General features: G+C 70.6%; 22 protein-coding genes and 2 pseudogenes. 10 read left to right on the top strand and 14 right to left on the bottom strand.

Annotated elements, in window-relative coordinates; genetic code table 11:
• Positions 1-132: 132 nt before the first annotated feature.
• The 4 genes and pseudogenes from ENC19_RS02765 to ENC19_RS02750 form a co-directional block, all read right to left on the bottom strand.
• A complete protein-coding gene (locus tag ENC19_RS02765; protein ID WP_164445548.1) occupies positions 133-2199 on the bottom strand; it encodes a 3-hydroxyacyl-CoA dehydrogenase NAD-binding domain-containing protein in 2067 nt (688 codons plus the stop codon).
• Positions 2196-3392, bottom strand: a complete 1197-nt coding sequence (locus ENC19_RS02760) for a thiolase family protein (RefSeq protein ID WP_164445547.1) — start codon at positions 3390-3392, stop codon at positions 2196-2198. The genes ENC19_RS02765 and ENC19_RS02760 overlap by 4 nt, the downstream gene beginning before the upstream one ends.
• Positions 3393-3620: 228 nt before the next feature.
• Positions 3621-4926, bottom strand: a pseudogene (locus tag ENC19_RS02755) (ribonuclease D); the annotation flags it as partial.
• Between the two features lie 86 nt (positions 4927-5012).
• Positions 5013-5585 (bottom strand): DUF3000 domain-containing protein, encoded by a 573-nt coding sequence (locus ENC19_RS02750; RefSeq protein ID WP_164445546.1) that lies wholly within the window; start codon positions 5583-5585, stop codon positions 5013-5015.
• Positions 5586-5742: 157 nt separating this feature from the next.
• Between ENC19_RS02750 and hemE the strand changes: the two genes are divergently transcribed.
• The 3 genes and pseudogenes from hemE to hemQ all read left to right on the top strand — a co-directional run bounded on the left by hemE (position 5743) and on the right by hemQ (position 8947).
• A complete protein-coding gene (hemE, locus tag ENC19_RS02745; RefSeq protein WP_164445545.1) occupies positions 5743-6840 on the top strand; it encodes a uroporphyrinogen decarboxylase in 1098 nt (365 codons plus the stop codon).
• A gap of 5 nt (positions 6841-6845) precedes the next feature.
• Positions 6846-8249: pseudogene (gene hemG / locus ENC19_RS02740) on the top strand (protoporphyrinogen oxidase).
• Positions 8246-8947: a hydrogen peroxide-dependent heme synthase gene (hemQ, locus tag ENC19_RS02735; protein ID WP_164445544.1), complete on the top strand. Its 702-nt coding sequence runs from the start codon at positions 8246-8248 to the stop codon at positions 8945-8947. Before hemG ends, hemQ begins: the two are co-directional and overlap by 4 nt.
• Positions 8948-9042: 95 nt before the next feature.
• Here the strand turns inward: hemQ and ENC19_RS02730 are convergent, their stop codons facing one another.
• From ENC19_RS02730 to ENC19_RS02715, 4 genes are all read right to left on the bottom strand, one after another.
• Positions 9043-10140 carry a lytic polysaccharide monooxygenase auxiliary activity family 9 protein gene (locus tag ENC19_RS02730; RefSeq protein ID WP_164445543.1) on the bottom strand — a complete coding sequence of 366 codons (1098 nt, stop codon included), beginning with the start codon at positions 10138-10140 and terminating at the stop codon, positions 9043-9045.
• 251 nt (positions 10141-10391) lie between these two features.
• Complete coding sequence (locus tag ENC19_RS02725) at positions 10392-11489, bottom strand: lytic polysaccharide monooxygenase auxiliary activity family 9 protein (RefSeq protein ID WP_164445542.1); 1098 nt, start codon at positions 11487-11489, stop codon at positions 10392-10394.
• A 205-nt stretch (positions 11490-11694) separates the two neighbouring features.
• On the bottom strand, positions 11695-12135 hold the full coding sequence (locus ENC19_RS02720) for a GNAT family N-acetyltransferase (RefSeq protein ID WP_164445541.1): 441 nt from the start codon (positions 12133-12135) through the stop codon (positions 11695-11697).
• Between the two features lie 67 nt (positions 12136-12202).
• Entirely contained in the window at positions 12203-12463 is a 261-nt protein-coding gene (locus tag ENC19_RS02715; protein ID WP_164445973.1) for a Prokaryotic metallothionein, read from the bottom strand.
• A 153-nt stretch (positions 12464-12616) separates the two neighbouring features.
• On the opposite strand from ENC19_RS02715, the gene ENC19_RS02710 reads away from it, so the two are divergent.
• Together ENC19_RS02710 and ENC19_RS02705 are read left to right on the top strand one after the other, a co-directional pair.
• Entirely contained in the window at positions 12617-13366 is a 750-nt protein-coding gene (locus ENC19_RS02710; RefSeq protein ID WP_164445540.1) for a lytic polysaccharide monooxygenase, read from the top strand.
• 107 nt (positions 13367-13473) lie between these two features.
• Complete coding sequence (locus ENC19_RS02705; RefSeq protein WP_328824132.1) at positions 13474-14070, top strand: DUF305 domain-containing protein; 597 nt, start codon at positions 13474-13476, stop codon at positions 14068-14070.
• A gap of 30 nt (positions 14071-14100) precedes the next feature.
• Here ENC19_RS02705 and msrB read toward each other — a convergent pair whose 3' ends face one another.
• Complete coding sequence (gene msrB / locus ENC19_RS02700; RefSeq protein ID WP_164445539.1) at positions 14101-14511, bottom strand: peptide-methionine (R)-S-oxide reductase MsrB; 411 nt, start codon at positions 14509-14511, stop codon at positions 14101-14103.
• Positions 14512-14558: 47 nt separating this feature from the next.
• On the opposite strand from msrB, the gene ligD reads away from it, so the two are divergent.
• Positions 14559-15584 carry a non-homologous end-joining DNA ligase gene (ligD, locus tag ENC19_RS02695; protein ID WP_164445538.1) on the top strand — a complete coding sequence of 342 codons (1026 nt, stop codon included), beginning with the start codon at positions 14559-14561 and terminating at the stop codon, positions 15582-15584.
• A 175-nt stretch (positions 15585-15759) separates the two neighbouring features.
• On the opposite strand, the gene ENC19_RS02690 is transcribed toward ligD, so the two are convergent.
• Entirely contained in the window at positions 15760-15957 is a 198-nt protein-coding gene (locus tag ENC19_RS02690) for a DUF397 domain-containing protein (RefSeq protein WP_164445537.1), read from the bottom strand.
• On the bottom strand, positions 15950-16816 hold the full coding sequence (locus ENC19_RS02685) for a helix-turn-helix domain-containing protein (protein WP_373688879.1): 867 nt from the start codon (positions 16814-16816) through the stop codon (positions 15950-15952). The genes ENC19_RS02690 and ENC19_RS02685 overlap by 8 nt, the downstream gene beginning before the upstream one ends.
• Positions 16817-17203: 387 nt before the next feature.
• Here ENC19_RS02685 and ENC19_RS02680 point away from each other — a divergent pair, with 387 nt between their 5' ends.
• Positions 17204-17488, top strand: coding sequence for a hypothetical protein (locus tag ENC19_RS02680; protein ID WP_164445535.1), 285 nt, complete (start codon positions 17204-17206; stop codon positions 17486-17488).
• Here the strand turns inward: ENC19_RS02680 and ENC19_RS02675 are convergent.
• Positions 17478-17930 (bottom strand): GNAT family N-acetyltransferase, encoded by a 453-nt coding sequence (locus ENC19_RS02675; protein WP_164445534.1) that lies wholly within the window; start codon positions 17928-17930, stop codon positions 17478-17480. The genes ENC19_RS02680 and ENC19_RS02675 overlap by 11 nt on opposite strands.
• Before the next feature lie 223 nt (positions 17931-18153).
• Between ENC19_RS02675 and ENC19_RS02670 the strand changes: the two genes are divergently transcribed.
• Positions 18154-18948 (top strand): LamG domain-containing protein, encoded by a 795-nt coding sequence (locus tag ENC19_RS02670; protein WP_164445533.1) that lies wholly within the window; start codon positions 18154-18156, stop codon positions 18946-18948.
• A gap of 96 nt (positions 18949-19044) precedes the next feature.
• Here ENC19_RS02670 and ENC19_RS02665 read toward each other — a convergent pair whose 3' ends face one another.
• Positions 19045-19770 (bottom strand): DUF899 family protein, encoded by a 726-nt coding sequence (locus ENC19_RS02665; RefSeq protein ID WP_164445532.1) that lies wholly within the window; start codon positions 19768-19770, stop codon positions 19045-19047.
• A 63-nt stretch (positions 19771-19833) separates the two neighbouring features.
• Here ENC19_RS02665 and ENC19_RS02660 point away from each other — a divergent pair, with 63 nt between their 5' ends.
• Together ENC19_RS02660 and ENC19_RS02655 are read left to right on the top strand one after the other, a co-directional pair.
• Positions 19834-20505, top strand: coding sequence for a winged helix-turn-helix transcriptional regulator (locus ENC19_RS02660; RefSeq protein WP_164445531.1), 672 nt, complete (start codon positions 19834-19836; stop codon positions 20503-20505).
• Between the two features lie 4 nt (positions 20506-20509).
• A complete protein-coding gene (locus ENC19_RS02655) occupies positions 20510-21595 on the top strand; it encodes a hypothetical protein (RefSeq protein ID WP_164445530.1) in 1086 nt (361 codons plus the stop codon).
• Between the two features lie 18 nt (positions 21596-21613).
• Here ENC19_RS02655 and ENC19_RS02650 read toward each other — a convergent pair whose 3' ends face one another.
• A complete protein-coding gene (locus tag ENC19_RS02650) occupies positions 21614-23197 on the bottom strand; it encodes an alpha/beta hydrolase (RefSeq protein WP_164445529.1) in 1584 nt (527 codons plus the stop codon).
• Positions 23198-23230 lie beyond the last annotated feature (33 nt).

Genomic DNA, 23230 nt, shown 5'->3' with positions numbered 1-23230 from the left:
CGGTCAGCTCCTGGGTTCGGGTGGATCGGTCATCGTAGCCAGGTGTCGCATCCGCACCAGCAGCACCACGAGAACGCGATTCGCGGTGGCCGCCCTGGTCGGGCGACCACCGCGATCGGTGTCGTTTGCCGCTCAGCCGGCCAGGCTGGCCGCGCCGCGCGGCAGGAACCGCTTACCGGTGACCCGCTCGCTGGTGCCGGTCCGGTCCAGGTACGGCGTGACGCCGCCCAGGTGGAACGGCCAACCGGCACCGAGGATCATGCACAGGTCGATGTCCTGCGCCTCGGCGACGACGCCCTCGTCCAGCATCAGCCGGATCTCCTGCGCCAGCGCGTCCAGCGCGTTCTGGCGTACCTGCTCCTCGGTGAGCGGCTGGTCGCCGACCACCAGCAGCTTCGCCACCTCGGCGTTGATCTCGTCGTCGACCACGATCGGCTGACCGGAGTCGGCGATCCGCTTGAGGTTCTCGCTGACCCCGAACCGGTCCGGGAAGGCGGCGTGCAGGGTGCCGCCCACGTGGTACGCGACGGCCGGCCCGACCAACTGGAGCAGGGCGAGGGGGCGCATCGGCAGACCCAGCGGATCCAGGGCGCGGTTCGCCACCTCCAGCGGGGTGCCGGCGTCGACGGCGGCGAACACGGTGCCCAGGAAGCGGGTGAGCAGCCGGTTCACCACGAACGCCGGGGCGTCCTTCACCAGCACACTCGACTTCTTGAGCTGCTTGCCGACCGCGAACGCGGTGGCCAGGGTGGCGTCGTCGGTCCGCTCGCCCCGGACGATCTCCAGCAGCGGCAGCACCGCGACCGGGTTGAAGAAGTGGAAGCCGACCACCCGCTCCGGGTGCTCCAACTCCGCCGCCATCTCGGTGATCGACAACGAGGAGGTGTTGGTGGCGAGCACCGCCTCCGGCTTGACGATCTTCTCCAACTCGGCCCAGACCTGCTTCTTGACGTTCAGGTCCTCGAAGACCGCCTCGATGACGAAGTCGGCGTCGGCGAAGACGGACTTGTCGACCGAGCCGGACACCAGGCCGTACAGCTTCGCGGCCGTGCCCTTGTCCATCCGGCCCTTGCTGACCGCCTTCTCGATCTGGGTGTGCACGTAGCCCACGCCCTTGTCGACCCGCGACTGGTCCAGGTCGGTCAGCACGACCGGCACCTGGAGGCGGCGGGCGAACAGCAGCGCCAGCTGGCTGGCCATCAGACCGGCGCCGACGATGCCGACCTTCGTCACCGGCCGGGCCAGGCCCTTGTCCGGCGCGCCGGCCGGCCGCTTGGCCCGCCGCTGCACCAGGTCGAAGGCGTACAGGCCGCTGCGCAGCTCCTCGGAGAAGACCAGGTCGGCCAGGGCCTCGTCCTCCGCCGCGGTGCCGGTGGCGAAGTCGGCGTCCTTCGCCGTCTCCAGCAGGTCGAGCGCCTTGTACGCGGCCGGGACCGCGCCGTGCAGCCGCTGGTCCAGCGTCTGCCGGGCGAAGTAGAGCACGCCCGCCCACATGTCCTTGTCGACCTCGGGCCGGGTCACCTCGACCTGCCCCCGGACGACACCGGCGGCCCACTCCAGCGACCGCTCCAGGAAGTCGGCCGGCTCCAGCAGCACGTCCGCGATGCCCAGCTCGGCCGCCTGCTTCGGCTTGAGCATCTTGTTCTGCATCAACGGGTTCTGGATGATCACCTGAGTGGCGGCCGGGATGCCGATCAGGTTCGGCAGCAGTTGGGTGCCGCCCCAGCCCGGGATCAGCCCGAGCGAGACCTCCGGCAGCGCCAGCGCCGCCGCGCCGGCCGACAGGGTCCGGTAGTGGCAGTGCAGCGCCAGCTCCAGACCGCCGCCCATCGCCGCGCCGTTGACGAAGGCGAAGGTCGGTACGGAGCTGTCCTTGAGCCGGGCGAAGACCCGGTGACCCAGCCGGCCGATCTCCAGCGCCTGCTCTCGGTCCGCGAGCTGCGGCAGGCCGGTGATGTCCGCGCCGACACAGAAGATGTACGGCTTGCCGGTGACCGCGATGAACGCCGGGTCGGCCGCGAGCGCGGCGCTGATCGCCTCGTCCAGGCTGGTCAGGCCGCCGGGGCCGAAGGTGTTCGGCTTGGTGTGGTCGAATCCGTTGTCGAGGGTGATCAGGGCGGCCGGGCGGTCCAGCCCCGGCACGTTCACCTGCCGCAGCAGCGCCTTGGTGACCACCTCGTTCGGTGCGGTGAGGCTCACTTGTCTCCACCCTCCCAGTTCGGGTTCTCCCAGATCACGGTGCCGCCCATGCCGATGCCGATGCACATGGCGGTGATGCCGTAACGGACCTCCGGGTGCTCGGCGAACTGCCGGGCGAGCTGGGTCATCAGCCGTACGCCGGAGGAGGCGAGCGGGTGCCCGATGGCGATGGCGCCGCCCCACGGGTTGACCCGCGGGTCGTCGTCGGCGATGCCGAAGTGGTCGAGGAAGGCGAGCACCTGCACGGCGAACGCCTCGTTCAGCTCGAACAGGCCGATGTCGTCGATGGTCAGGCCGGCGATGCGCAGCGCCTTCTCGGTCGACGGGATCGGGCCGACCCCCATCACCTCCGGCTCGACGCCGACGAAGCCGTACGACACCAGCCGCATCGCCACCGGCAGGCCCAACTCGCGGGCGGTGGCCTCGTCGGCGAGCAGGCTGGCGGTGGCGCCGTCGTTCAGACCGGCCGCGTTGCCCGCGGTGACCTTGCCGTGCGGACGGAACGGGGTCTTGAGGGTGGCGAGCTTCTCCATCGAGGTGTCCCGGGGCGCCTCGTCCACCGTGGCCAGGCCCCAGCCGTTCTCCTCATCGCGGATCGCCACCGGCACCAGGTCGTCCTGGAGCTTGCCGTTGGCGTACGCCTTCGCGGTCTTCTGCTGCGAGGCGAGCGCGAACGCGTCGGTGCGCTGCTTGGTGATGTGCGGGACCCGGTCGTGCAGGTTCTCCGCGGTGGAGCCCATCACCAGCGCGGACGGGTCGACAAGCTTCTCGGCGATGATGCGCGGGTTCGGGTCGACACCCTCGCCCATCGGGTGCCGGCCCATGTGCTCGACGCCACCGGCGATCGCGATGTCGTACGCGCCCATGGCGATGCCGCCCGCGACGGTGGTCACGGCGGTCATGGCCCCGGCACACATCCGGTCGATGGCGAAGCCCGGAACGGTCTTGGGCAGGCCCGCCAGCAGCGCGGCGGTGCGGCCGATGGTCAGGCCCTGGTCGCCGATCTGGGTGGTGGCGGCGATCGCCACCTCCTCGACCCGCTCCGGCGGCAGTTGCGGGTTACGGCGCAGCAGTTCGCGGATGCAGCGGATCACCAGGTCGTCGGCGCGGGTGTTGGCGTACATGCCACCCGCCTTGCCGAAGGGGGTGCGGACGCCGTCGACGAAGACGACATCCCGGACTTCACGGGGCACGATGAGCCTCCTATTCGACCACGATCCGGTTCGTGTCGCCCGAGGCGCGCGACGGACCGGACAAAGGTCGCCAGCACTGGCGTTTCCCCGATGCTACTCGCCAGTAATAACCCCCGCGCCACCTCCCCCTGTAACCCATCCCACACCCACCGGGCTCCCGCCCGTGCCCGCGCGCCGGGTTGGAACCGGGCGGGGGTGCGGGCGGGGGCGCTGTCAGGAGGTGGGGGTGAGGGCGGTGGGGAGGTGGGGGAGGAGGAGGGTGATCTGCCAATCGCGGGCGTGGTGGGCGCGCAGGGCCTCGGCGACGGTGGCCTCGGTGATCTCCTCGGGGGGCTGCCAGGCGACCCGGCGGATGGTGTCGGGCGAGATCAGGTTCTCCGGGGGCAGGTTGTGCTCGCCGGCCACCCGCAACACCACCTCCCGGCAGCGGGTCAGCCGGGCGGCGGCAACCGGGTCCCGTTCTGCCCACCGGTGCGGCGGGGGTGGGCCCTCCACGGTCGGCGCCACCGGCAGGGCGTCGTCCGGCAACTGCCGCGCGTCGTCCAGCGCCGCCAGCCAGGTACGCGCCAACCGCCGCACCGACCGGCCGCCGAAGCCGGGCAGGGTGAGCAACGCCTTCTCGTCTCTCGGATCCAACTCCGCCGCCGCGACGATGGCCGAGTCGGGCAGCACCCGGCCCGGTGCCGAGTCCCGCCGAGCGGCGATCTGGTCCCGGGCGTACCACAGGGAACGGACCCGGGCCTGTGCCCGCGCGCCCCGCACCCGGTGGATCCCGGACGTCCGTCGCCACGGTTCGGCGCGTACCCGGGGCGGTCGGGTGCCACTGGCCACGAGCGCGGCGAACTCTTCCGCCGCCCACTCGGACTTGCCCTGCCGAACCAGCTCCGCGTCGAGCGCGTCGCGCAGGTCGGTCAGCAGCTCGACGTCCAGCGCGGCGTAGGTCAGCCAGGACTCGGGCAGTGGCCGGCTCGACCAGTCCGCCGCGGAGTGGTGCTTCTCCAGGCTGAATCCGAGCAACTGCTCGGTGAGGGCGGCGAGACCCACCCGCTCGAAGCCGGCCAGCCGCGCCGCCAACTCGGTGTCGAACAGCCGGCGTGGCCGCAGCCCCAACTCCGCGAGGCAGGGCAGATCCTGGTTCGCCGCGTGCAGCACCCACTCCGTCTCGGCGATCGCGGCGTCGAGGGTGCTCAGGTCGGGCAGCGGCAAGGGGTCGATCAATGCGGTGCCGGCACCGGCGCGACGCAGCTGTACGAGGTACGCGCGCTGGCTGTACCGGTAGCCGGAGGCGCGTTCCGCGTCCAGGGCCACCGGGCCGGCACCGCCGGCGAAACGCGCCACCACCTCGGCGAGCTGATCCGGGGTGGCGACTGGCTCGGGGGTGCCCTCGCGGGGCGCGGTCAGCGGCACGGACTCGCCGCCGGTGGGCTCGGTCCCCGCGTCCGAGGGCTCCGACCGCGCCGACGGCGGGTGCTGCGTGTCGTTTCCCGTACGGCTTGCGGCGGCCCGACGGCGCAGGGGGTGGTTCGTCGGTCACCTGACAACCCTAGTGCCCGAGTGGATCGAGTGCCGCCACCCGCCCCGCCGCGTGTCGGCTGACCGGCCGGGAGAGGCGCGGCCGACTCAGCCGGCGGCGGCCGGGCGGCGCTCCGGCAGGGCGATGACGCCGGGCGGCGGCAGGCCGGCGGTGGAAGCCAGCAGGGTGCACCAGGCGTCCAGGTGCGCGGCGAGGTCGACGCCGGTCGGTGTCCAGGAGGCGCGGATCTCCACGTCGCCGGTCGCGGGCGGGCCGGCCAGCTCACCGAACCGGGTCGACATCGTCTGCGTGATCGTCCCGCCGATGGCCCGGTACCCCGCGTCCTGGGCGTCGAGGGCGTCGGTGAGCCAGGTCCATCCCACTCCGGGCAGCAGCGGGTCGGCGGCGAGGTCGACCTCCATCTCGGCGGTCACGTAGGTGACCAGCCGCAGCGTGCCCTGCCACGCCTCGTGCCCGGCCGGATCGTGCAGCAGGATCAGCCGCCCGGACGCCACCTCGTCACCGTCGCGCAGCACGGAGGCGGAGAGCGCGAAGGAGTAGGGGGCCAGCCGCTGCGGCGCCCCCACCTCCTCCAGCAGGATCTCCGGCCGGGGCGTCGCCGACCGGAGACCCGCGACCGCGCGGGCGAACGTGTCCGGAAGCGCGATCGGGGGGGCCATGCCCCGCAGCCTAGGCCGCCGTACCGGTTCGGTCGCGTCGGCACGCCGAGCCGACGCCCCGATGATCCATGACTGTCGACGGCGTGCTTCTCCTCTCACGTCACAAAGGTGGCGGTGGGCGGGGGGTGACGATCGGCCGCGTGGCACGATTGCCGCGATGACCACCGACACCACGGGCACCGCCGCCCGAGACGACGAATCCCGCCCCGGCGGGCCCGCCGATTCGCCCTTCGTGCGGGCGTGCCGCCGCCGGCCGGTTCCGCACACCCCGGTCTGGTTCATGCGCCAGGCGGGCCGGTCGCTGCCGGAGTACCGCGAGATCCGGGCCAACGTGGCGATGCTGGAGTCGTGCCGCCGGCCCGACCTGGTCACCGAGATCACCCTTCAGCCGGTACGCCGGCACAGCGTGGACGCGGCGATCCTGTTCAGCGACATCGTGGTGCCGGTGGCCGCCGCCGGGGTCGACCTGGACATCGTGCCCGGCACCGGTCCGGTGGTGGCCGAACCGGTGCGTACCGCCGCCGACGTCGAACGGATCCGGCCCATCGGCCGCGACGACGTCGACTACGTCGACGAGGCGGTCCGGTTGCTGGTCAAGGAACTGGGCGACACCCCGCTGATCGGCTTCGCCGGGGCCCCGTTCACGCTGGCCAGCTACCTGGTGGAGGGCGGTCCGTCGCGTACCCACGCCAAGACGAAGGCGCTGATGCACGGTGAGCCCGAGCTGTGGCACACCCTCGCCGACCGGCTGGCCGAGGTGACCCTGGCGTTCCTGCGGGTGCAGATCGAAGCCGGGGTGTCGGCGGTGCAGCTGTTCGACTCGTGGGCCGGCGCGCTCTCCGAGGCCGACTACCGCCGGTTCGTGCTGCCCCACTCGACGAAGGTGCTGACCGGGCTCGCCGACACCGGCGTGCCCCGGATCCACTTCGGGGTGGGCACCGCCGAACTGCTCGGCGCGATGGGCGAGGCCGGCGCCGACGTGGTCGGCGTCGACTGGCGTACGCCGTTGGACGTCGCGACCCGCCGGATCGGGCCGGACCGGGCGGTGCAGGGCAACCTCGACCCGACCCTGTTGCTGGCTCCGTGGCCGGTGGTGGAGAACGAGGTGCGCCGGATCCTGGAGCAGGGCCGGGCCGCTCCGGGGCACGTGTTCAACCTCGGCCACGGTGTGCTGCCGGAGACCGACCCGGAGGTGTTGACCCGGGTGGTCGCCCTGGTGCACGAGTTGTCCGCGCGACCGGTCGACCGGGGCTGACCGCCGTGGCGAGGCGGCGGGTGGCGGTGGTCGGCGGCGGCATCGCCGGCCTGGCCGCCGCGGTCCGGTTGCGCGACCGCGCCCCGCCGACGTCGACATCACCGTGTACGAGCAGTCCGGCGCGCTCGGTGGCAAGCTGCGCACCGGCGAGTTGGTCGGCGGGCCGGTCGAGTTCGGCGCTGAGTCGTTTCTGATGCGCGACCCAACCGGCGGGGAGTCCGCCGCCGTGGCCCTGATCCGCCGGCTCGGCCTGGCGGCACGGATCGTGCACCCGACCGTCGGGCAGGCGGCGCTGGCCGTCGACGCCGGGCTGCGCCCGATCCCGGGCGGCACGCTTGTCGGCGTACCCGGTGATCTGGACAAGGCGGCGGCGGTGGCGCGGCCGACTCCGGAGGCCGACCGCGACGGCGGCGGGCCGCTGCTCGGTGCCGACCAGGACGTCGCCGTGGGGGCACTGGTCCGCGCGCGGTTCGGTGACGAGGTGGTCGACCGGCTGGTCGACCCGATGCTCGGCAGGGTGTACGCGGGCCGCGCCGACGACCTGTCCCTGGTCACCACCATGCCGGCGCTGGCCCGGGCCGCCGGGTGGAACACACGCTGCTCGCTGCGGTCCGCACGGCCCAGGCCGCCGCGCCGCGCGCCCCGGCGAGCCGGTCTTCGGCACCCTCGACGGCGGGCTGAGCACCCTGGTCGACGCGGCGGTGGCGGCCAGCGGCGCGACCATCCGCCGCAACGCGGCGGTACGCGAACTCACCCCGACCGGCGTCGGTTGGCGGCTGACCGTCGGCCCGACCCGTGACCCGGAGCAGGTCGACGTGGACGCGGTGGTGCTCGCGGTGCCGGCCCGGCCGGCGGCGCGGCTGCTCGCCGACGTCGCCCCGGAGGCGGCGAAGGAGATCGGCGGACTGGACTACGCGAGCGTCGCGCTGGTCACCCTCGCGCTGCCCGCAGGGGTGCTTCCGGACCTCTCCGGCTTCCTGGTGCCCGCCACCGAAGGGCTGCTGGTCAAGGCGGCCACCTTCTTCACCACCAAATGGGGGCACCTGCGCCGGTCGGACGGGTTGGCCCTGGTGCGCGCCTCGGTCGGCCGGTACGGCGACGAGGAGCAGCTCCAGCGCCCCGACGAGGACCTCGCCGCCACCGTGCACCGGGAGGTGTCGGCGGTGCTGGGTGCCCCGCTGCCCGCCCCGGTCGCCGGGCACGTGCAGCGCTGGGGCGGCGCGCTGCCGCAGTACACCCCCGGTCATCTCGACCGGGTCGTCGCCGCCCGTTCGGCGCTGCGGGCGGCACATCCGACGCTGCGGCTGGCCGGTGCCGGCTACGACGGGGTCGGCATCCCGGTCTGCGTCCGCTCCGGTGAGACGGCGGCCGAGGGGATCATCACGGCACTGGAAGGATCGGGGAGATGACCGAGCAGAGCAACGCGGCCCGACTGAAGGAACTCAACGACACCATCCGCTACACCATGTGGTCGGTGTTCCGGGCCAGCGCGCCGCTGCCGTCGCTGCGGGACAACGTCACCGGCGAGGTCGAGTCGCTGATCGAGGAGTTGGCCGGCAAGGACGTGGTGGTGCGCGGCACCTACGACGTGTCCGGGCTGCGCGCCGACGCCGACCTGATGGTCTGGTGGCACTCCGCGTCGAGCGACGCGCTCCAGGACGCGTACCTGCGGTTGCGGCGGACCGCCCTGGGCCGGGCGATGACCCCGGTCTGGTCGCAGATGGCGCTGCACCGGCCGGCCGAGTTCAACAAGAGCCACATCCCGGCGTTCCTGGCCGGCGAGGAGGCTCGCGCCTACCTCTGCGTCTACCCGTTCGTCCGGTCGTACGACTGGTACCTGCTGCCCGATGCCGAGCGGCGGGAACTGCTGGCCGAGCACGGCAAGATGGCCCGCGGCTATCCCGACGTACGGGCCAACACGGTCGCCTCGTTCGCGCTCGGCGACTACGAGTGGATGCTCGCCTTCGAGGCCGACGAGTTGCACCGCATCGTCGACCTGATGCGTGACCTGCGAGCCTCCCGCGCCCGGCTGCACGTCCGCGAGGAGGTGCCGTTCTACACCGGCCGTCGCCGCTCGGTCGCCGACATCGTCTCCGCACTGGCCTGAGGCGCCGGCCGGCTGGCCGGTGCTGGCCTGCCGATCTGGCCGGCTGATCCGGGCGGGGCCGCGCCCGAGGGAGTGTGGCGCGGCCCCGGCCGGGGTCAGGAGGTGGCGGTGCAGGTCAGTGTCGGTGTGTTCGTGCTGCTGCCGGAGGCCAGGAAGCCGAAGCTGGTGCTGGCGCCGGCGCCGAGGTTGCCGTTGTAGCTGACGTTGGTGGCGGTCACGGTGGAGCCGCTGGAGGTGACGGTGGCGTTCCAGGCCTGGTTGACCTGTTGTCCGCTGCCGTTGGTCCAGTTCACCCGCCAGCCGCGGATGGCGGCGTTGCCGGCGGTCACCTGGACCTCGCCCTGGAATCCGCCGGACCAGGTCGAGGTGACCCGGTAGGTCGCCGAGCAGGCCCCCGTCACCGGCGGGTTGGTGGTGGGCGGGGTAGTGGTCGGCGGGGTGGTGGTGGGTGGCGTGGTGGTCGGCGGCGTCGTCGTGGGCGGCGTGGTGGTCGGCGGGGTGGTGCCGCCACCGAACTGGACGTCGCTGCAGTGGTAGTACGACTGGTCGAAGTGGCTGGCCTGCCAGACGGTGAAGATGATGTGCCGGCCGGTGCGGCCCGGCGCGTTCACCGGAATCTGGATCGACACCCCGTCGACCTCCCGTTGCCACTGCGACGCCGGCGTGTTGCCGATCTGGCCGACCAGTTCCAGATCGGACCAGGCCAGTGGCTTGGTGAGCGTGTCGACGCCCTGCCGGGTGGCGTACACCCGGATGTAGTCGGCACCGTGGCTGGCCTGGTCGAAGAACTTCAACTGGAAGCTGTTGGGGACCGGGGTGGTCCGCCAGGCACCGAGCGTGTCGAGGGCGTTGTAGCGACCGCCCTCGGCCCGCCCGCCGGAGCAGAGCTGGCCGTTCGGTACGGCCGCCTGGTGGTTGCCGCCCACACCCTCGCGGAGTTGGCCGTTCCAGTTCCACATGGCGGCCGGGTTGGCCTGCCAGGCCTGCCAGCACATCGGGTCCTCGGTGGCCATCCGCGGGTTCATGTGGTCACCACCCCAGCGCTCCCAGCAGCCGTAGGCGCGGGACCCGGGGTTGACGGTGGCGCCGTGCGCGGAGGCGGAGTTGGTCAGCGCGGTGGTGAGCAGCAACAGGGCGACGGCCGCGACGGCCAGCAGCCAGGCAGCGCGTGGTGATCTGAGTACGTTCGACATGGAGCTCCCCAAGGGAATCGTCAGTTCGCGACTGCGCCCGGACGCTCGGGAGTTGCCTCTCCCGTGGCCGATCCGCGTTGCCCTGTGGTGTTGGCTCCGGAGGAAGCGTGCCATGGGGCATCGGCGTACGTCAACGCGGGAAGCGCGCTCCAGGTCGGGGCTCCGACACCACCACCAGCCAGGTGCTGGCTGCCGCTCAGTGAGCCGGGCGGGGCCGCGCCCGAGGGAGTGTGGCGCGGCCCCGGCCGGGGTCAGGAGGTGGCGGTGCAGGTCAGTGTCGGTGTGTTCGTGCTGCTGCCGGAGGCCAGGAAGCCGAAGCTGGTGCTGGCGCCGGCGCCGAGGTTGCCGTTGTAGCTGACGTTGGTGGCGGTCACGGTGGAGCCGCTGGAGGTGACGGTGGCGTTCCAGGCCTGGTTGACCTGTTGTCCGCTGCCGTTGGTCCAGTTCACCCGCCAGCCGCGGATGGCGGCGTTGCCGGCGGTCACCTGGACCTCGCCCTGGAATCCGCCGGACCAGGTCGAGGTGACCCGGTACGTCGCCGAGCAGGCCCCTGCCGGTGGCGGGTTGGTGGGCGGCGGCGAGGTGGGTGGGGGCGTGGTGGGCGGCGGCGTCGTGGGTGGGGGCGTGGTGGGCGGCGGCGTGGTCGGCGGAGGGTTGGATCCGCCGCCGAACTGCACGTCGCTGCAGATGTAGTACGACTGGTCGGAGTGACTGGCCTGCCAGATCGTGTAGATGACGTGCCGACCGGTGCGCCCCGGGGCGTTGACCGGGATCTCGATGGAGACCCCACCGGGCTCCTGCTGCCACTGCGACGCCGGCGTGTTGCCGATCTGGCCGACAAGTTCCAGGTGCGACCAGGCCAGCGGCGTGGTCAGCGCGTCGTAGCCCTGCCGGGTGGCGTACACCCGGATGTAGTCGGCGCCGTGGCTGGCCTGGTCGTAGAACTTCAGCCGGAAGCTGTTGCCGACCGAGGTCGTCCGCCAGGCACCCGGCACGTCCATCGCCCGGTAGCGCCCGTTCTCGGTGCGCCCGCCGGAGCAGAGCTGGCCGTTGGGGATGGCGGCCTGGTGGTTGCCGGCCACGCCCTCGCGGTAGAGGCCGTTCCAGTTCCACATGGCGTTGGTGTCGGTCTGCCACGCCTGCCAGCACATCGGGTCCTCGGTGGCCATCCGTGGGTTCTGGAAGTCACCGCCCCAGCGCTGCCAGCAGCCGTAGTTGCGGGAGATGGGGTTGGCCACCGAGCCGTGCGCGGCGGCGGGTCGTACGTATGCCGTGGAGAGCAGCAGCGTGGCGACGGCCGCGACGGCCAGCAGCCAGAGCGCCCGTGATGATCTGAGCGAGTTGGACATGGGAGCCCCCAGGGGGAGTCGTCGGATCTCGACATCGCCCGGACGCTCGGGATTTGCCCTCTCCCGTGCCGTCGGTGTGGCCCTCGCGTGCTGACTCGACCGGAAGGATGGCACGTTCGATCGTCATCCGTCAATGAGGAAAGCGATTTCCAGCACCGGGTGCACGGGGTCGTCGAAGCGCTTCCAGCACTGGTTTCGCGGTCGGTCACCGCTTCCGGCTCATGGGTGTGTGCGGGATGCCGTCCTCGACGTACTCGGGCCCGCTGACCGTGAAGCCGTGTCGCGTGTAGAAGTCGACAAGATGCGACTGGGCGTCCAACACGCACGGCCGGTCACCGATCTCCGCGAGGGCCGCCGTCATCAGCCGGCCCGCGTGCCCGTCGCCCCGGGCCGTCGGGGCGACCACCACTCGTCCGATCCGGGCCACCCCGCCTGGGTCGGCCAGGATTCGCAGGTACGCCACCGGAGCGCCGTCGCGGGTCAGCCACAGGTGCCGGGTGCCGGGTTCGACGTCCCGCCCGTCGAGCTCCGGGTACGCGCACTCCTGCTCGACCACGAACACGTCGACGCGCAGCCGCACCAGGTCGTGGAAGGTGTGCGTGTCCAACTCGGCGAAACTCGCGCTGTGCAGCGGCGTGTCAGGCATCCCGCCAGGCTAGTGCCGTGTCCCCGCGACCCTGCTGGCACCTGGTGCTGGTGTCGGTACGGGACGATCAGGCGGGGCGGGCGCCGACGGTGTCGCGGATCTCGGCGCCCTGTTCCGTCTCCACCGCGCGGGCGCAGTGACCGCAGCAGAAGAACCGACCGGAGACCTCGACCCCGTGGCCGACGATCTTGACATTGCAGTGTTCGCAGATCGGGGCGAGCTTGTGGGCGGCGCACTCGAAGCTGTCGAAGGTGTGCACGTCACCGCTGACCGTACGCACCTCGAACGCCAACCAGTAGTCGTTGCCGCAGACCTCGCAGGTAGCCACGCCCCGTACCTCCATCAGAGAGACCTTTTGTCCCATCTTGCGGCACGGCGTTGGCTGATCCCCGTTTTATCGACAGCGGTCTTTACTGTTAACAAGGTTTAAATTATGTTTGTGGCACCTCACCAGGCACCACGCCGACAAGGAGCTGCCGCCATGCGTCGAAGATTCACCCTTCCGCTCGTCGCGACGGGCGCGATGGTCTCCACCCTGGCCGTCGCCACTCCCGCCCAGGCCCACGGCTACGTCTCGTCACCACCGAGCCGCCAGGCGCTCTGCGCCCAGAACCGGGTGCCCGACTGCGGGCAGATCAGATGGGAGCCGCAGAGCGTCGAGGGCCCGAAGGGGCTGCGCAACTGCCACGCCAACATCTCGCACTTCGCCGTCCTCAACGACGACAACCGGGGCTGGCCGGCCACCTCGGTCGGCACCACCGTGACGTTCACCTGGGTCAACACGGCCATGCATGCCACCCGCGACTGGGAGTACTTCATCGGCAACACCCGGGTCGCGGTCTTCTCCGGTGGCGGACGCCAGCCCGGCGCGACCGTCTCGCACACCGTCAACCTGTCGGGCTACTCCGGCCGGCAGAAGCTGCTGGCGGTGTGGAACATCTCCGACACCGCGAACGCCTTCTACTCCTGCGTCGACCTGCAGATCGGCGGTGGCGGCGGCAACCCCCCGCCCAGCCCGAGCCCCACCATCAACCCACCCGCACCGTCGCCCACCCCGACGGTCGCCCCGACCACCAACCCGCCGACCGGCGGCACCTGGGCCGCCGGTCGCGCGTACGCGGTCGGGGACCAGGTCACCTACGGTGGCCGCACCTACCGCTGCCGGCAGGCGCACACCGCAATCGCCGGTTGGGAGCCGCCGAACGTACCGGCGCTGTGGAGCCAGATCTGACCAGCGGGAGGTGCGGCCGGAGCTGGCCGCACCTCCCGCCCGCCGTACCGTCGCACCCGCGCGCAGTGCTGCGGGCGGGAGCTGGTGTGCTGTCGGCCGGAGCCGCCGTGTCGGGGGTACGGCGTGCCACGCTGCGCGTGCTGCCGCTGCACCTGATCGCGGTGCTGCTGGTTGCCGGCTGTGGCGGCGCGCCCGCGCCTTCCGACGCGCCGCTGCCGCCGGTGGCCGCGACCTCCGCCGCGACGCCTGGTGTCACCAGCGAGATGACCGGCATCGACCTGCTGTTCCTGTCGATGATGGCCGGGCACACCGAGCAGACCCTCCAGATCGTCCGGCTCGTCCGGGACCGACTGAGCGACAGCGAGCTGCGCACCCTCGTCGCCGCCGTCGAGGCGACCGAGTCCGACGAACTGGCCACCGCACGCGGCTGGCTGGCACGGGCCGGGCGCAGCGCCCGCGCCGACGACCACGCCGGGCACGGCACCGGCCCCGAGCAGCTGGCACGGCTGCGCGACGCCCCGGACGCCGAGGTCGACGCGGTGCTGATCGAGGTGCTCAGCGCGCACCAGCAGGCCGCGGCCGACCTGGCCCGGGCACACCAGGAGGCGGGTACCGACGCACGGGTGCTCGACCTGGCCCGACGCGTCGAGCAGTCGCGTACCGCTCAGGTCGCGCTGATGGCCGGCCGGCCCGCAGCCGGCTGACCGCCCGGCGGCGCGGTGCGGGTGGCCGGGTCAGGCGGCGCTCGGGTCCAGGCGGATGGAGAGCGAGTTCACGCAGTGCCGGGTGTCCTTCGGGGTGAAGCCCTCACCCCGGAAGACGTGACCGAGGTGGCTGTCGCAGCGGGCGCAGCGGATCTCGGTGCGACTCATGCCGAGGGAGTTGTCCTCGATTTCCTTGATCGCGCCCGGGATGGCGTCGTCGAAGCTCGGCCAGCCGCAGTGCGAATCGAACTTGGTGTCGCTCGGGTACAGCTCGACACCGCAGGCCCGGCACCGGTACATGCCGGGCGTCTTGGTGTCGACGTACTCGCCGGTCCACGCCGGTTCGGTGCCGTGCTCGCGCAGCACCCGGAACTCGGCGGGGCTGAGCCGGACCCGCCACTCGTCCTCGGTGCGGGGCAGTTCGCTGTCGGGAACAGTCACAGGTCAACGGTACGCCGAAGGTCGGACCCATCGCATATGGTCGCGCAATGGGTGGCACGAAGGCTGCGGCCGAGCAGATCGAGGTGGCCGGGCAGACCGTACGACTGTCCAGTCCCGATCGGGTGATCTTCCCGGAGCGGGGCTTCACCAAGGCCGACGTCTTCCACTACTACGTCAGCGTCGGCGACGGCATCATGCGGGCGCTCGGCGACCGACCGACGACGTTGCAGCGCTTCCCCGACGGCATCGCGGGGGAGATGTTCTTCCAGAAGCGGGTGCCGACCCGAGGCGTGCCGCCGTGGGTGCGGACTGCCGAGATCAGCTTTCCCAGCGGTCGCAAGGCCGCGGAGCTGTGCCCGGCCGACCTGGCCCATGTGGCCTGGGCGGCGCAGATGGGCACCGTGGTGTTCCACCCGTGGCCGGTCCGCGCCGCCGACGTCGACCGGCCCGACGAGCTGCGGGTCGACCTCGATCCGCAGCCCGGCACCGACTTCGCCCACGCCGCGACGGCCGCCGCCGAGCTGCGGGCGATCCTCGACGAGCTGGGCGTGCCGGGCTGGCCGAAGACCTCCGGCGGCCGGGGCGTGCACGTCTACCTGCGCATCCAGCCGCGCTGGACGTTCGTCGAGGTACGCCGGGCCACCATCGCGCTGGCCCGGGAACTGGCCCGCCGCCGGCCCGACCTGGTCACCACCGCCTGGTGGAAGGAGGAGCGCGGCGAGCGGGTCTTCGTGGACTACAACCAGATGGCGCGGGACCGCACCATCGCCTGCGCGTACTCGCTGCGCGCCAACGCCCGGGCGACCGTCTCCACCCCGGTCACCTGGGACGAGCTACCCGACGTCGAGCCGGACGACTTCGACCTGCGTACCGTGCCGGAACGGCTGGCCCAGCGCGGCGACCCGCACGCCGGCATCGACGACGCCGGGTGGGACATCACCCCGCTTTTGGAGTGGGCCGAGCGGGACGCCGCCGCCGGAGAGGGTGACCTGCCCTACCCGCCCGACCACCCGAAGATGCCGGGCGAGCCGAAACGGGTCCAACCCTCCAAGGACCGCGACCGCCCCCGCTGACCCACCTGCTTCTTCCGTCCCCTCCCACCTTTCGTATCCGTTGATCATGAGGTTGGCGGCAGTACTGGATCTTCAAACTGCCGCTAACCCCATGGTCAACGAGGCTTGGGCAGGAGGTGTGAACTTGGGCGCGGAACGAGGTGGGACCCGCTGCCCGCAGGTTGTGGCGAAGGGGCTACGGGAGGCCGTTGACCTTGAGGGTCTCGACGAAGGACCGCCACTGGGTGGGGGCGAACAGCAGCACCGGCCCGGCGACGTCCTTGCTGTCCCGTACACCCACGACCTGGGCAAGGTTGTCCGCCACCTCTACGCAGTTGCCTTGGTCGCTGCTGCGGCTGGCCTTTCGCCAGATCGCACCGGTCAAATCAGTCATGCTGCCTCTCCTTGATTCGCCGCATCAGCGTCCGGGACGCCTCGACGCTCAACGCTTCGGCGCTGATGTGGTTCCAGAGTTCGGCATACGCGCGGACCTCTTCCAGTCGGTCAAGGTATAGCGCGCCGGTAAGCCCCTCGCAGTACACGGTGGTCGGCTCGGCTGACCGAGCACCCTGTGTGGGAAAGTCCAGGATGACGAAGCTCCCGGCCACGGCAGCACGAGTCAGCTTGCTGCCAAGCGGGGAGATCCTGATCGACACGTTGGGTTTCTCGCTGGCCGCAAGCAGCCGGTCAATCTGCTCAGCCATGCCGGTCACGCTCCTGTGCAGAATGCCCTCGTCCAAGATTGCGTCAAGGGTGGGCGCCGCCGGACGCTGCCTGGCGAGAACGCGTTGACGCTCCAACCGCAGCTCAACAAGTTTTGCGACCTCCTCGTCCGTTATGCCCGGTCGAGATCGCGCGACTCGTGCCGTGTATTCGGGAGTCTGTAGGAGTCCGGGAACCAAACCGTGCTCGTAGGTGCGAATGTGGCTTGCGGCCGACTCAAGCCCGACGTACAGCTGAAACCACCGAGGGATCACCTCGCCGTAGGCGTGGTACCAGCCCTTGCCCTTGGACTCCTTGGCGAGGCTGATCAGGACCTCCGATGTCTCTGGCGAGGCACCGTAAAGCCGGCACATCTGTTCGACGTCCAGTGCGCGGATCGGAGTCTGCCCGGACTCGATGCGGTACATCTTTGCCCGCGACCATTCAAGATCTGAGGCGGCGGCTTCCAAGCCGATCCCGGCTTGTTCTCGGGTTTGGCGGAGCAGACGTCCCAGTTCCCGACGAGGCACCGTAGAGCCAACTTCAGCCACTGCCGTCCTTCCTGTCTCATCCCGACACGTCATCGGGCTCGCTGTGAGACGGCTCCTGCATCAGTAGACGATATGCGCATCCCTAAATGACTGTCTCACGATGAGTGTTGCGCCGTCCATCGAACTTCCCGGATTGTGGCGATTGAAGGAACTGGCTCTTGACGTTGGGAGGTCTGAGGTGGCCCGGTGGAAGTGGTTCCAACGCAAAGACGAGCCGATCGACGTGGTGAACCGGCCGTCCATCGCGAGCAGCCCGGTACCTACCGCGCCGGTCGAACTGCGTGCGAACGTCCCGACGGAGGTTCAGCCACGACAGCGGCCTTTGACCAGGGCGGGGCAGGAGCGCTTTAGCCACGCCGTGCGGCGATGCCACCGGCGGAGCTACCGGTGAGCGGGGAGCAGGGGATGGGGTCCGTCGAGATGGCGGACCTGCCCGAGATCGAAGTCGACAGCAAGCCGGACCTGCTGGTGCTCGTGGCGGAGAACGACGTACCCATTGGCTGGGCGATCGTCCTGCCCGAGGGGGATTTCTGGCTGATCCGGAAGTCCACCCGGTCCTTGGCCCACGGGTCGAGTCTGGCGACGCTGACGACCTTCTGGGCCACCGTCCTCCGATGCGACGTGGGGCGACCCAGGCTGGCAGAGCCTCCGTCCGCCGGTGTCAGAGACTGAGCTTCATACCCTCGTGGCTGGCGACGAAGCCGAGACCGAGATAGAAGCGGTGCGCGTCGTGGCGGGCCTTGTCGGTGGTGAGCTGCACCAGGCCGCAGCCGTGCTGCCGCGCCTGTTCGATCGCCCAGGTCATCATCTGCCGGCCTAGACCCCGTCCGCGCTGGTCCGAGCGGATCCGCACCGCCTCGACGAGCAACCGCTCGGCGCCGTGCCGGCCGAGCCCTGGAATGTAGGTGAGCTGCATGCATCCCACCACCTCGCCGTCGGTCTCACCGACCACGAGCTGGTTGCGCGGGTCGGCGGTGATGTCCGCGAACGCCTTCTCGTACGTGGCGTCGACCTCCCCGACGTCACGGGTACGACCGAGCATGTCGTCGGCGAGCAGGTCGAGCACGGCCGGCAGGTCCGCCCGGACCGCCTCACGGAAGATCACCTCACCCATCCCGCGAGCGTCCCACAACGGTGCGACCCGATGTGTGGCAGAGCACCCGTCAACTGTCGCTGCGCTGGGTGACGCGTTCGAGCACCGCCACGGAGGCGCCGACGCCGTCCAGCACTCGGCCGCTCCCGGCCGCCGGGACAGACGTCGGCCCCGGCGTCTGCGAAGATAGGTCCTTCTGCATGTTGAGTCCTCGATCTTGATTGCGTCTTCACGGGGTGTGGCTGTGCCGTTGATTCGTCCTGCCTGGTTTTCGTCCGTTGTGGCCGGCACTGTCCTCTCGGTTCTGCTTCAGATCGTGGGGTCACCCGCTCGCGCCGCGACCGATGACCCCACGCCGGATGACGACCCGTCCGCGACGCTGGAGGCCATGTGGCCACTGGATGGGCCGGCGAGCGGCACGGCGACCTACTTGACTGACTGGTCGGGCAATGGCCATGACATGTCCATTACTGGCTCGTACAGCTGGGCGCGGGATCGCGGGTACGGGAGGGAAGGCGCAATGCGCCTGGAACTCGCGAACGACTCGTGCGCGGAGACGGCTGGCCCGGTGGTGCGAACCGATGCGTCGTTTACCGTGGCCGCGTGGGTGATGCTCGAGCAGACCACTGCAAATCACACTGTCTTGTCACAGGCCGCCGCGAAGCGGGCCGGATTCCACCTCAGGTACCACGCCGGTGCTGACCGTTGGCAGTTCGGCCTCCCGTCGACGGGGATGGGCGCTTCACCGAGCTGGCACAGGGTCAGGTCGCAGCAGCCGCCAGAGCTCGGACGGTGGACTCACCTGGCCGGGGTGTACGACGTCCCGGCGGGTAAGGTGCGTCTCTACGTCGATGGCGTGTTGCAGGGCGAAGCGGATGCTCCGCCCTCACCGTGGATGGCGGGTGGACCCACGTTGATTGGCTGCGCCGGCACCACCAAGGGAAAGCGATGGTCGCCGCTCGGGGGTGTCGTCGACGACGTGCGACTGTGGGCGTCCACCCTCCATCCCGACCGCATCGCCGACTTCGCCGCGAGCTAGGGACCAGCGAAATCCCTGGGCCGCCTACGGCGCGCCCAGGGATTTCGTGCAAGCCGCGGTTGATCCGAAGTAGATGGCAGCCAGCGCCTGAGGTGCTCAGTGGCAGTGGTGCTGGTCCGACTGAACGGGCGTGACGCCGGGGCGAGTCCACTGGGCTACCGGGCGGCCGTCCTTGCGCCACCAGCTGTACGTCGGGTCGGCCTGCGGCCAGCCGTCGGGAGAGTCCTCCCAGGCTTCCTGTCGTCCGTAGGCGGTCATGTCGAGCAGTTTGAGTGAGCCCATGATCGCCTCGACGCCGCGGCCGGTCGTCTCGTAGGTGAGGAACACCCGCTCGCCTTGGCGCAGGTAGCAGGCGATGTTGCCGCCGCCGGCGACGGCGGGCTCGTCGATGCCGTAGTTCGAGTACCACGGGTGGAGGTAGCCCATGAACTCGCGGAACGGCGCGATCTCCTCGTACGGTCCCTCGGCGAAGACCGCGAACCTGATGCCCCGTGCCGCCAGGTAGCTAGCCTCGTGAAAGTTCCAGATGCTGATGGTGCAGCCTTCGCACTGCTCCTCGAACGGCTTGCCGAGGTGCCACATGTGCTTGTAGACCACGAGTTGATTTCGCCCGTCAAAGATGTCGAGCAACGAGACCGGGCCCTGCTCGCCGACCAGTTTGACCGGGTTGACCTCGGTCATCGGGAGGCGACGGCGGGCGGCCGCGATGGCATCACCGGCCCGGGTGTGCTCCTTCTCCCGTACGAGCAGTGCGTTCCGTTCCCGAAGCCAGGTGTCGCGGTCGACCACCGGCGGCGCTGGTTGTCTATCCATACTCGGCATACCCGCTACTATAAACATAGCGTCCACTCGTGTGAAAGAAGTTGATCGGGATTGCCTGTCAAGTTGACCTATGCGCACCACGGCGACGCCTGCCGGGCTGCCAACGCTCTCGACCTGGTGGGTGACCGGTGGACGTTGATCGTCGTCCGCGAACTGCTCCTCGGTCCCAAGCGTTTCGCCGATCTTCAGGAGTCCGTCCGGGGCATCACGCCGGCCGTCCTCAGTGAGCGGCTCAGATCCCTGCGTCAGGCCGGCATCGTCGACCAAGTGACGCTTACCGACCTGGCGCGCACCCGCGCGTACGCCGTCACCGAGTGGGGCCGTGGCCTGGAGTCGGTCCTCGCGTCCCTGGGCCGCTGGTACTCCTCTGGGCCGGACCCGCGCACCAGCGGTGGCATGACCCCGGACGCCATGGTCCTCGCCATGCGCACCATGGCGCCCCCCGTCCCCGAGGGCCTGCCACTGACCGCCCTGCGCCTCTACGACATCCGCCAGCCCGACCCTCCAGTACGCGAGTACCGGCTGACCACCGTCAACGGGATGCTGGACGTCCGGCCCGGTGCCGCCGTCGACCCGGTGGCGACCGTGACCACCGACTCGACGGCCTGGAGCGAGGTGCTCTTCGGTGGCCTGCCGCTCACCGACGCCGAACGCGCCGGCACCGTACGCGTCGATGGCGACCGCGACACCGTCACCCGCGTCGTACGACACTACGTCGCGGAATCTCAAGCTTGACGGGATGGCCTTCATGCAGGTGAACGCTGGTGACTATTCGAGCTGGACGGTTCTGGCGATCCTCGTGCCAGCATTCAAGAGGGCCTCACGTGGCGGCCGAGCAACCGTCGGATCGGGTGACCTGCTGCTCGAATTCTGTCGGCGGATGGGCGCCAAGGCACCCCTCCTGAGGTCCATCCTGAAGTCGAACTATCCGGCGCCGGACGGCCCGAGGTCTGACATCCAGGGAAGGGCTGGGAGCGTAGACCCGCTCTCGTTGTACGGGGCACGTGCCGTCCTGCGTGAGGCGGTGCGCGCGGGATCGGACTTCCTTATTGGTGAGCAGCCCTCGATGTCACCGGCGTGGACGGCAGGGGCCGTGCACGTCCTGGCCGAGGCGCGAGCAATCTCTGCGGAACGGCACCTTCCCTGGGTCGGTGACCGCGAAGTGTTGCTCGCGCTTCTCGCGAGCGAGGGGACGACGGCGAGTGCCCTCGTGACGCGTAGCGGCGTCGATCGGGGTGAGGTGTTGTCGGAGGTCGGCCTGCTGAAGTCGTTCCAGGGTAAGCACCCGTGGGCACCTGCTGTCGATTCGCTGGAGAGGGTGGGACTCCTGCGGGTGAACGTGGTGAGCCGCATCTTGGTGTGGCCCATCAACGCGATTTCGAGGAAGATCGACGGGCCGAGTTCGGGCCTGCTGACGACACTTGAGGAAGAGGCTGGCCGCCAGGCGGTCCGCGAGGGGGCTACCGAGGTTCAGTTTGAGCACGTCGTGCTCGCTGCTGCTTCGATCACCCATCAGTTGGCGCTGAGTGAGATTCCTGAGCCGGAGGAGTTGCGCAATTCGCAGCCCATACTTGACGGGTGCGGCCTCTCCTACGCGGACCTGATACGCCGACTCGTCGCTCGTGCCGGCTCTGCGCTGTCTGCGTCCGCTGGGGAATCGCTCACCATCCGGGCCCGCCCACCGGTCGCCTCACCAGAGGTTGAGATGGCCTTTGAACAATCGCGTGGCCGGGTCGCGCAGGGTGCCAGTTATCCCGAGGTCCTGGAGCAACTGTTCGCAATGCCGCAGGCGAGGTCCGCGATCTCTGCGCTCACTGCCGATTAACGCGGATGTCCGAGCGCCTTAGCGCGCCGGGCAGCGCTTGCCCTCGGGCGGGACGGTCAGGTCGATGAGGTACGCATTGACGGCCTGGGTGATGCAGGCCGTCTGCGGGTAGGCGGTATGCCCCTCACCTTCCCAGGTGAGCACCCGCCCCACGCCCAGCATCTCGGCCAGCGCCGGGGTCTGCTCGTACGGCGTGGCGGGGTCGCCTGTGGTGCCGACGACAAGGATCGGCGGGGCGCCCTCGGCGCGGCCGGTCGGGTAGGGGTCGCTGCCGCCGGGCCACTCGGTGCAGGAGACCAGGCCGGCGGCCAGTGGCGCGCCGAACAGTGGATACCGGCTGCGCCACTCGGACTGGAGTTGGCGGATCCGCTCCAGGTTGGGGCGTTGCTCCTCGTCGGCGCAGTTGATGGCCAGGTTGGCGTCGAAGAGGTTGCTGTAGTCGCCGTCGGAGTCGCGGTCGGTGTAGTTGTCGGCTAGCCGGAACACGTCGCTCGGGTTGCCCTCGTTGAGCCGGTCGATGGCCCGGGCCAGTTGCTCCCAGCCGGGCTCGGAGTACAGCGACGAGACGATCGCGTAGAAGATCCAGCCGGCGGTGGCCTCCCGCCCGTCGGCGGAACGGACGGGGGAGACTTCGGCCTTGTCGATCGCCGAGGTGACCGCCGCCCGGGCGTCGGGGGCGATGGGGCAGCGGGCCGCGTTCGCCGCGCACCACCTGGTGAAGTTGTCGAAGGCGCGTTCGAAGCCTCTCGCCTGGCTCTCCGAACCCTCGATCAGGTCTTGCCGGGGGTCGACCGCGCCGTCGAGCACCAGCGCCCGCACCCGCTGCGGGAACAACTGGGCGTACGTGGCCCCCAGCAGGGTGCCGTAGGAGTAGCCGAGGTAGGTCAACTTGTCGTCGCCGACGGCGGCCCGGATCGCGTCCATGTCGCGGGCCGCCTGCTCGGTGCCGTACAGCGGTAGTTGGTCGCCGTACTTGGCGCCGCAGCCCTGGCCGATGCGCTCGTTGAGCGCGACGAAGTCGTCGAACGACGCCTGGCTCTCCGGGTCGGGGTTGTAACCGAAGACGGCGTCGAGGTCGGCGTCGGAGATGCACTCGACCGGGCTGGACCGGGACACCCCGCGCGGGTCGAAGCCGACGATGTCGAAGCGTTCGAGGATGGCGTCGGGCAGGCCGCCGTACTGTTCGCCGAAGGTGAGGTAGACGGCGGTGTCGACGCCCGAGCCGCCGGGGCCGCCCGGGTTGACCAGCAGCGAGCCGATCCGGTCGCGTTGGTTGGTGGAGCGGGCCCGCAGCAGCGCGATCTCGAAGGTCTCACCGGCGCCCGGGCCGGTTGTGGCGGCGCTGCCGCCCGCCCAGTCCTGCGGCACCTGGATGCGGGTGCACTCGTACCGGATGTCCGGAGCGCGCCGCCCGACCACCTCGTCGGCCACCTCCGGGCAGGACCGCCAGGTCGGCGCGGTCCCCGGTGCCGCGGCCTCGCCGTCGACGTCGGTGCGCGGCGCGAACGCCGGCAGCGTGCAGCCGGCGGTGACCACCACGGCGGCGGTGAGGCCGGCCACGGTGAGCCGGAAACGGCGGGTCCGGTCGGGCGTGCGGGTCACGAACGAACCTCCGTGATCGGGTCGACGGCCAAG

It is taken from the genome of Verrucosispora sioxanthis (genome assembly GCF_010560025.1).
GTDB classification, from domain to species: domain Bacteria; phylum Actinomycetota; class Actinomycetes; order Mycobacteriales; family Micromonosporaceae; genus Micromonospora; species Micromonospora palythoicola.
The sequence above is the reverse complement of the archived record's forward strand: the minus strand, read 5'-3'. Positions and strand labels throughout refer to the sequence as shown.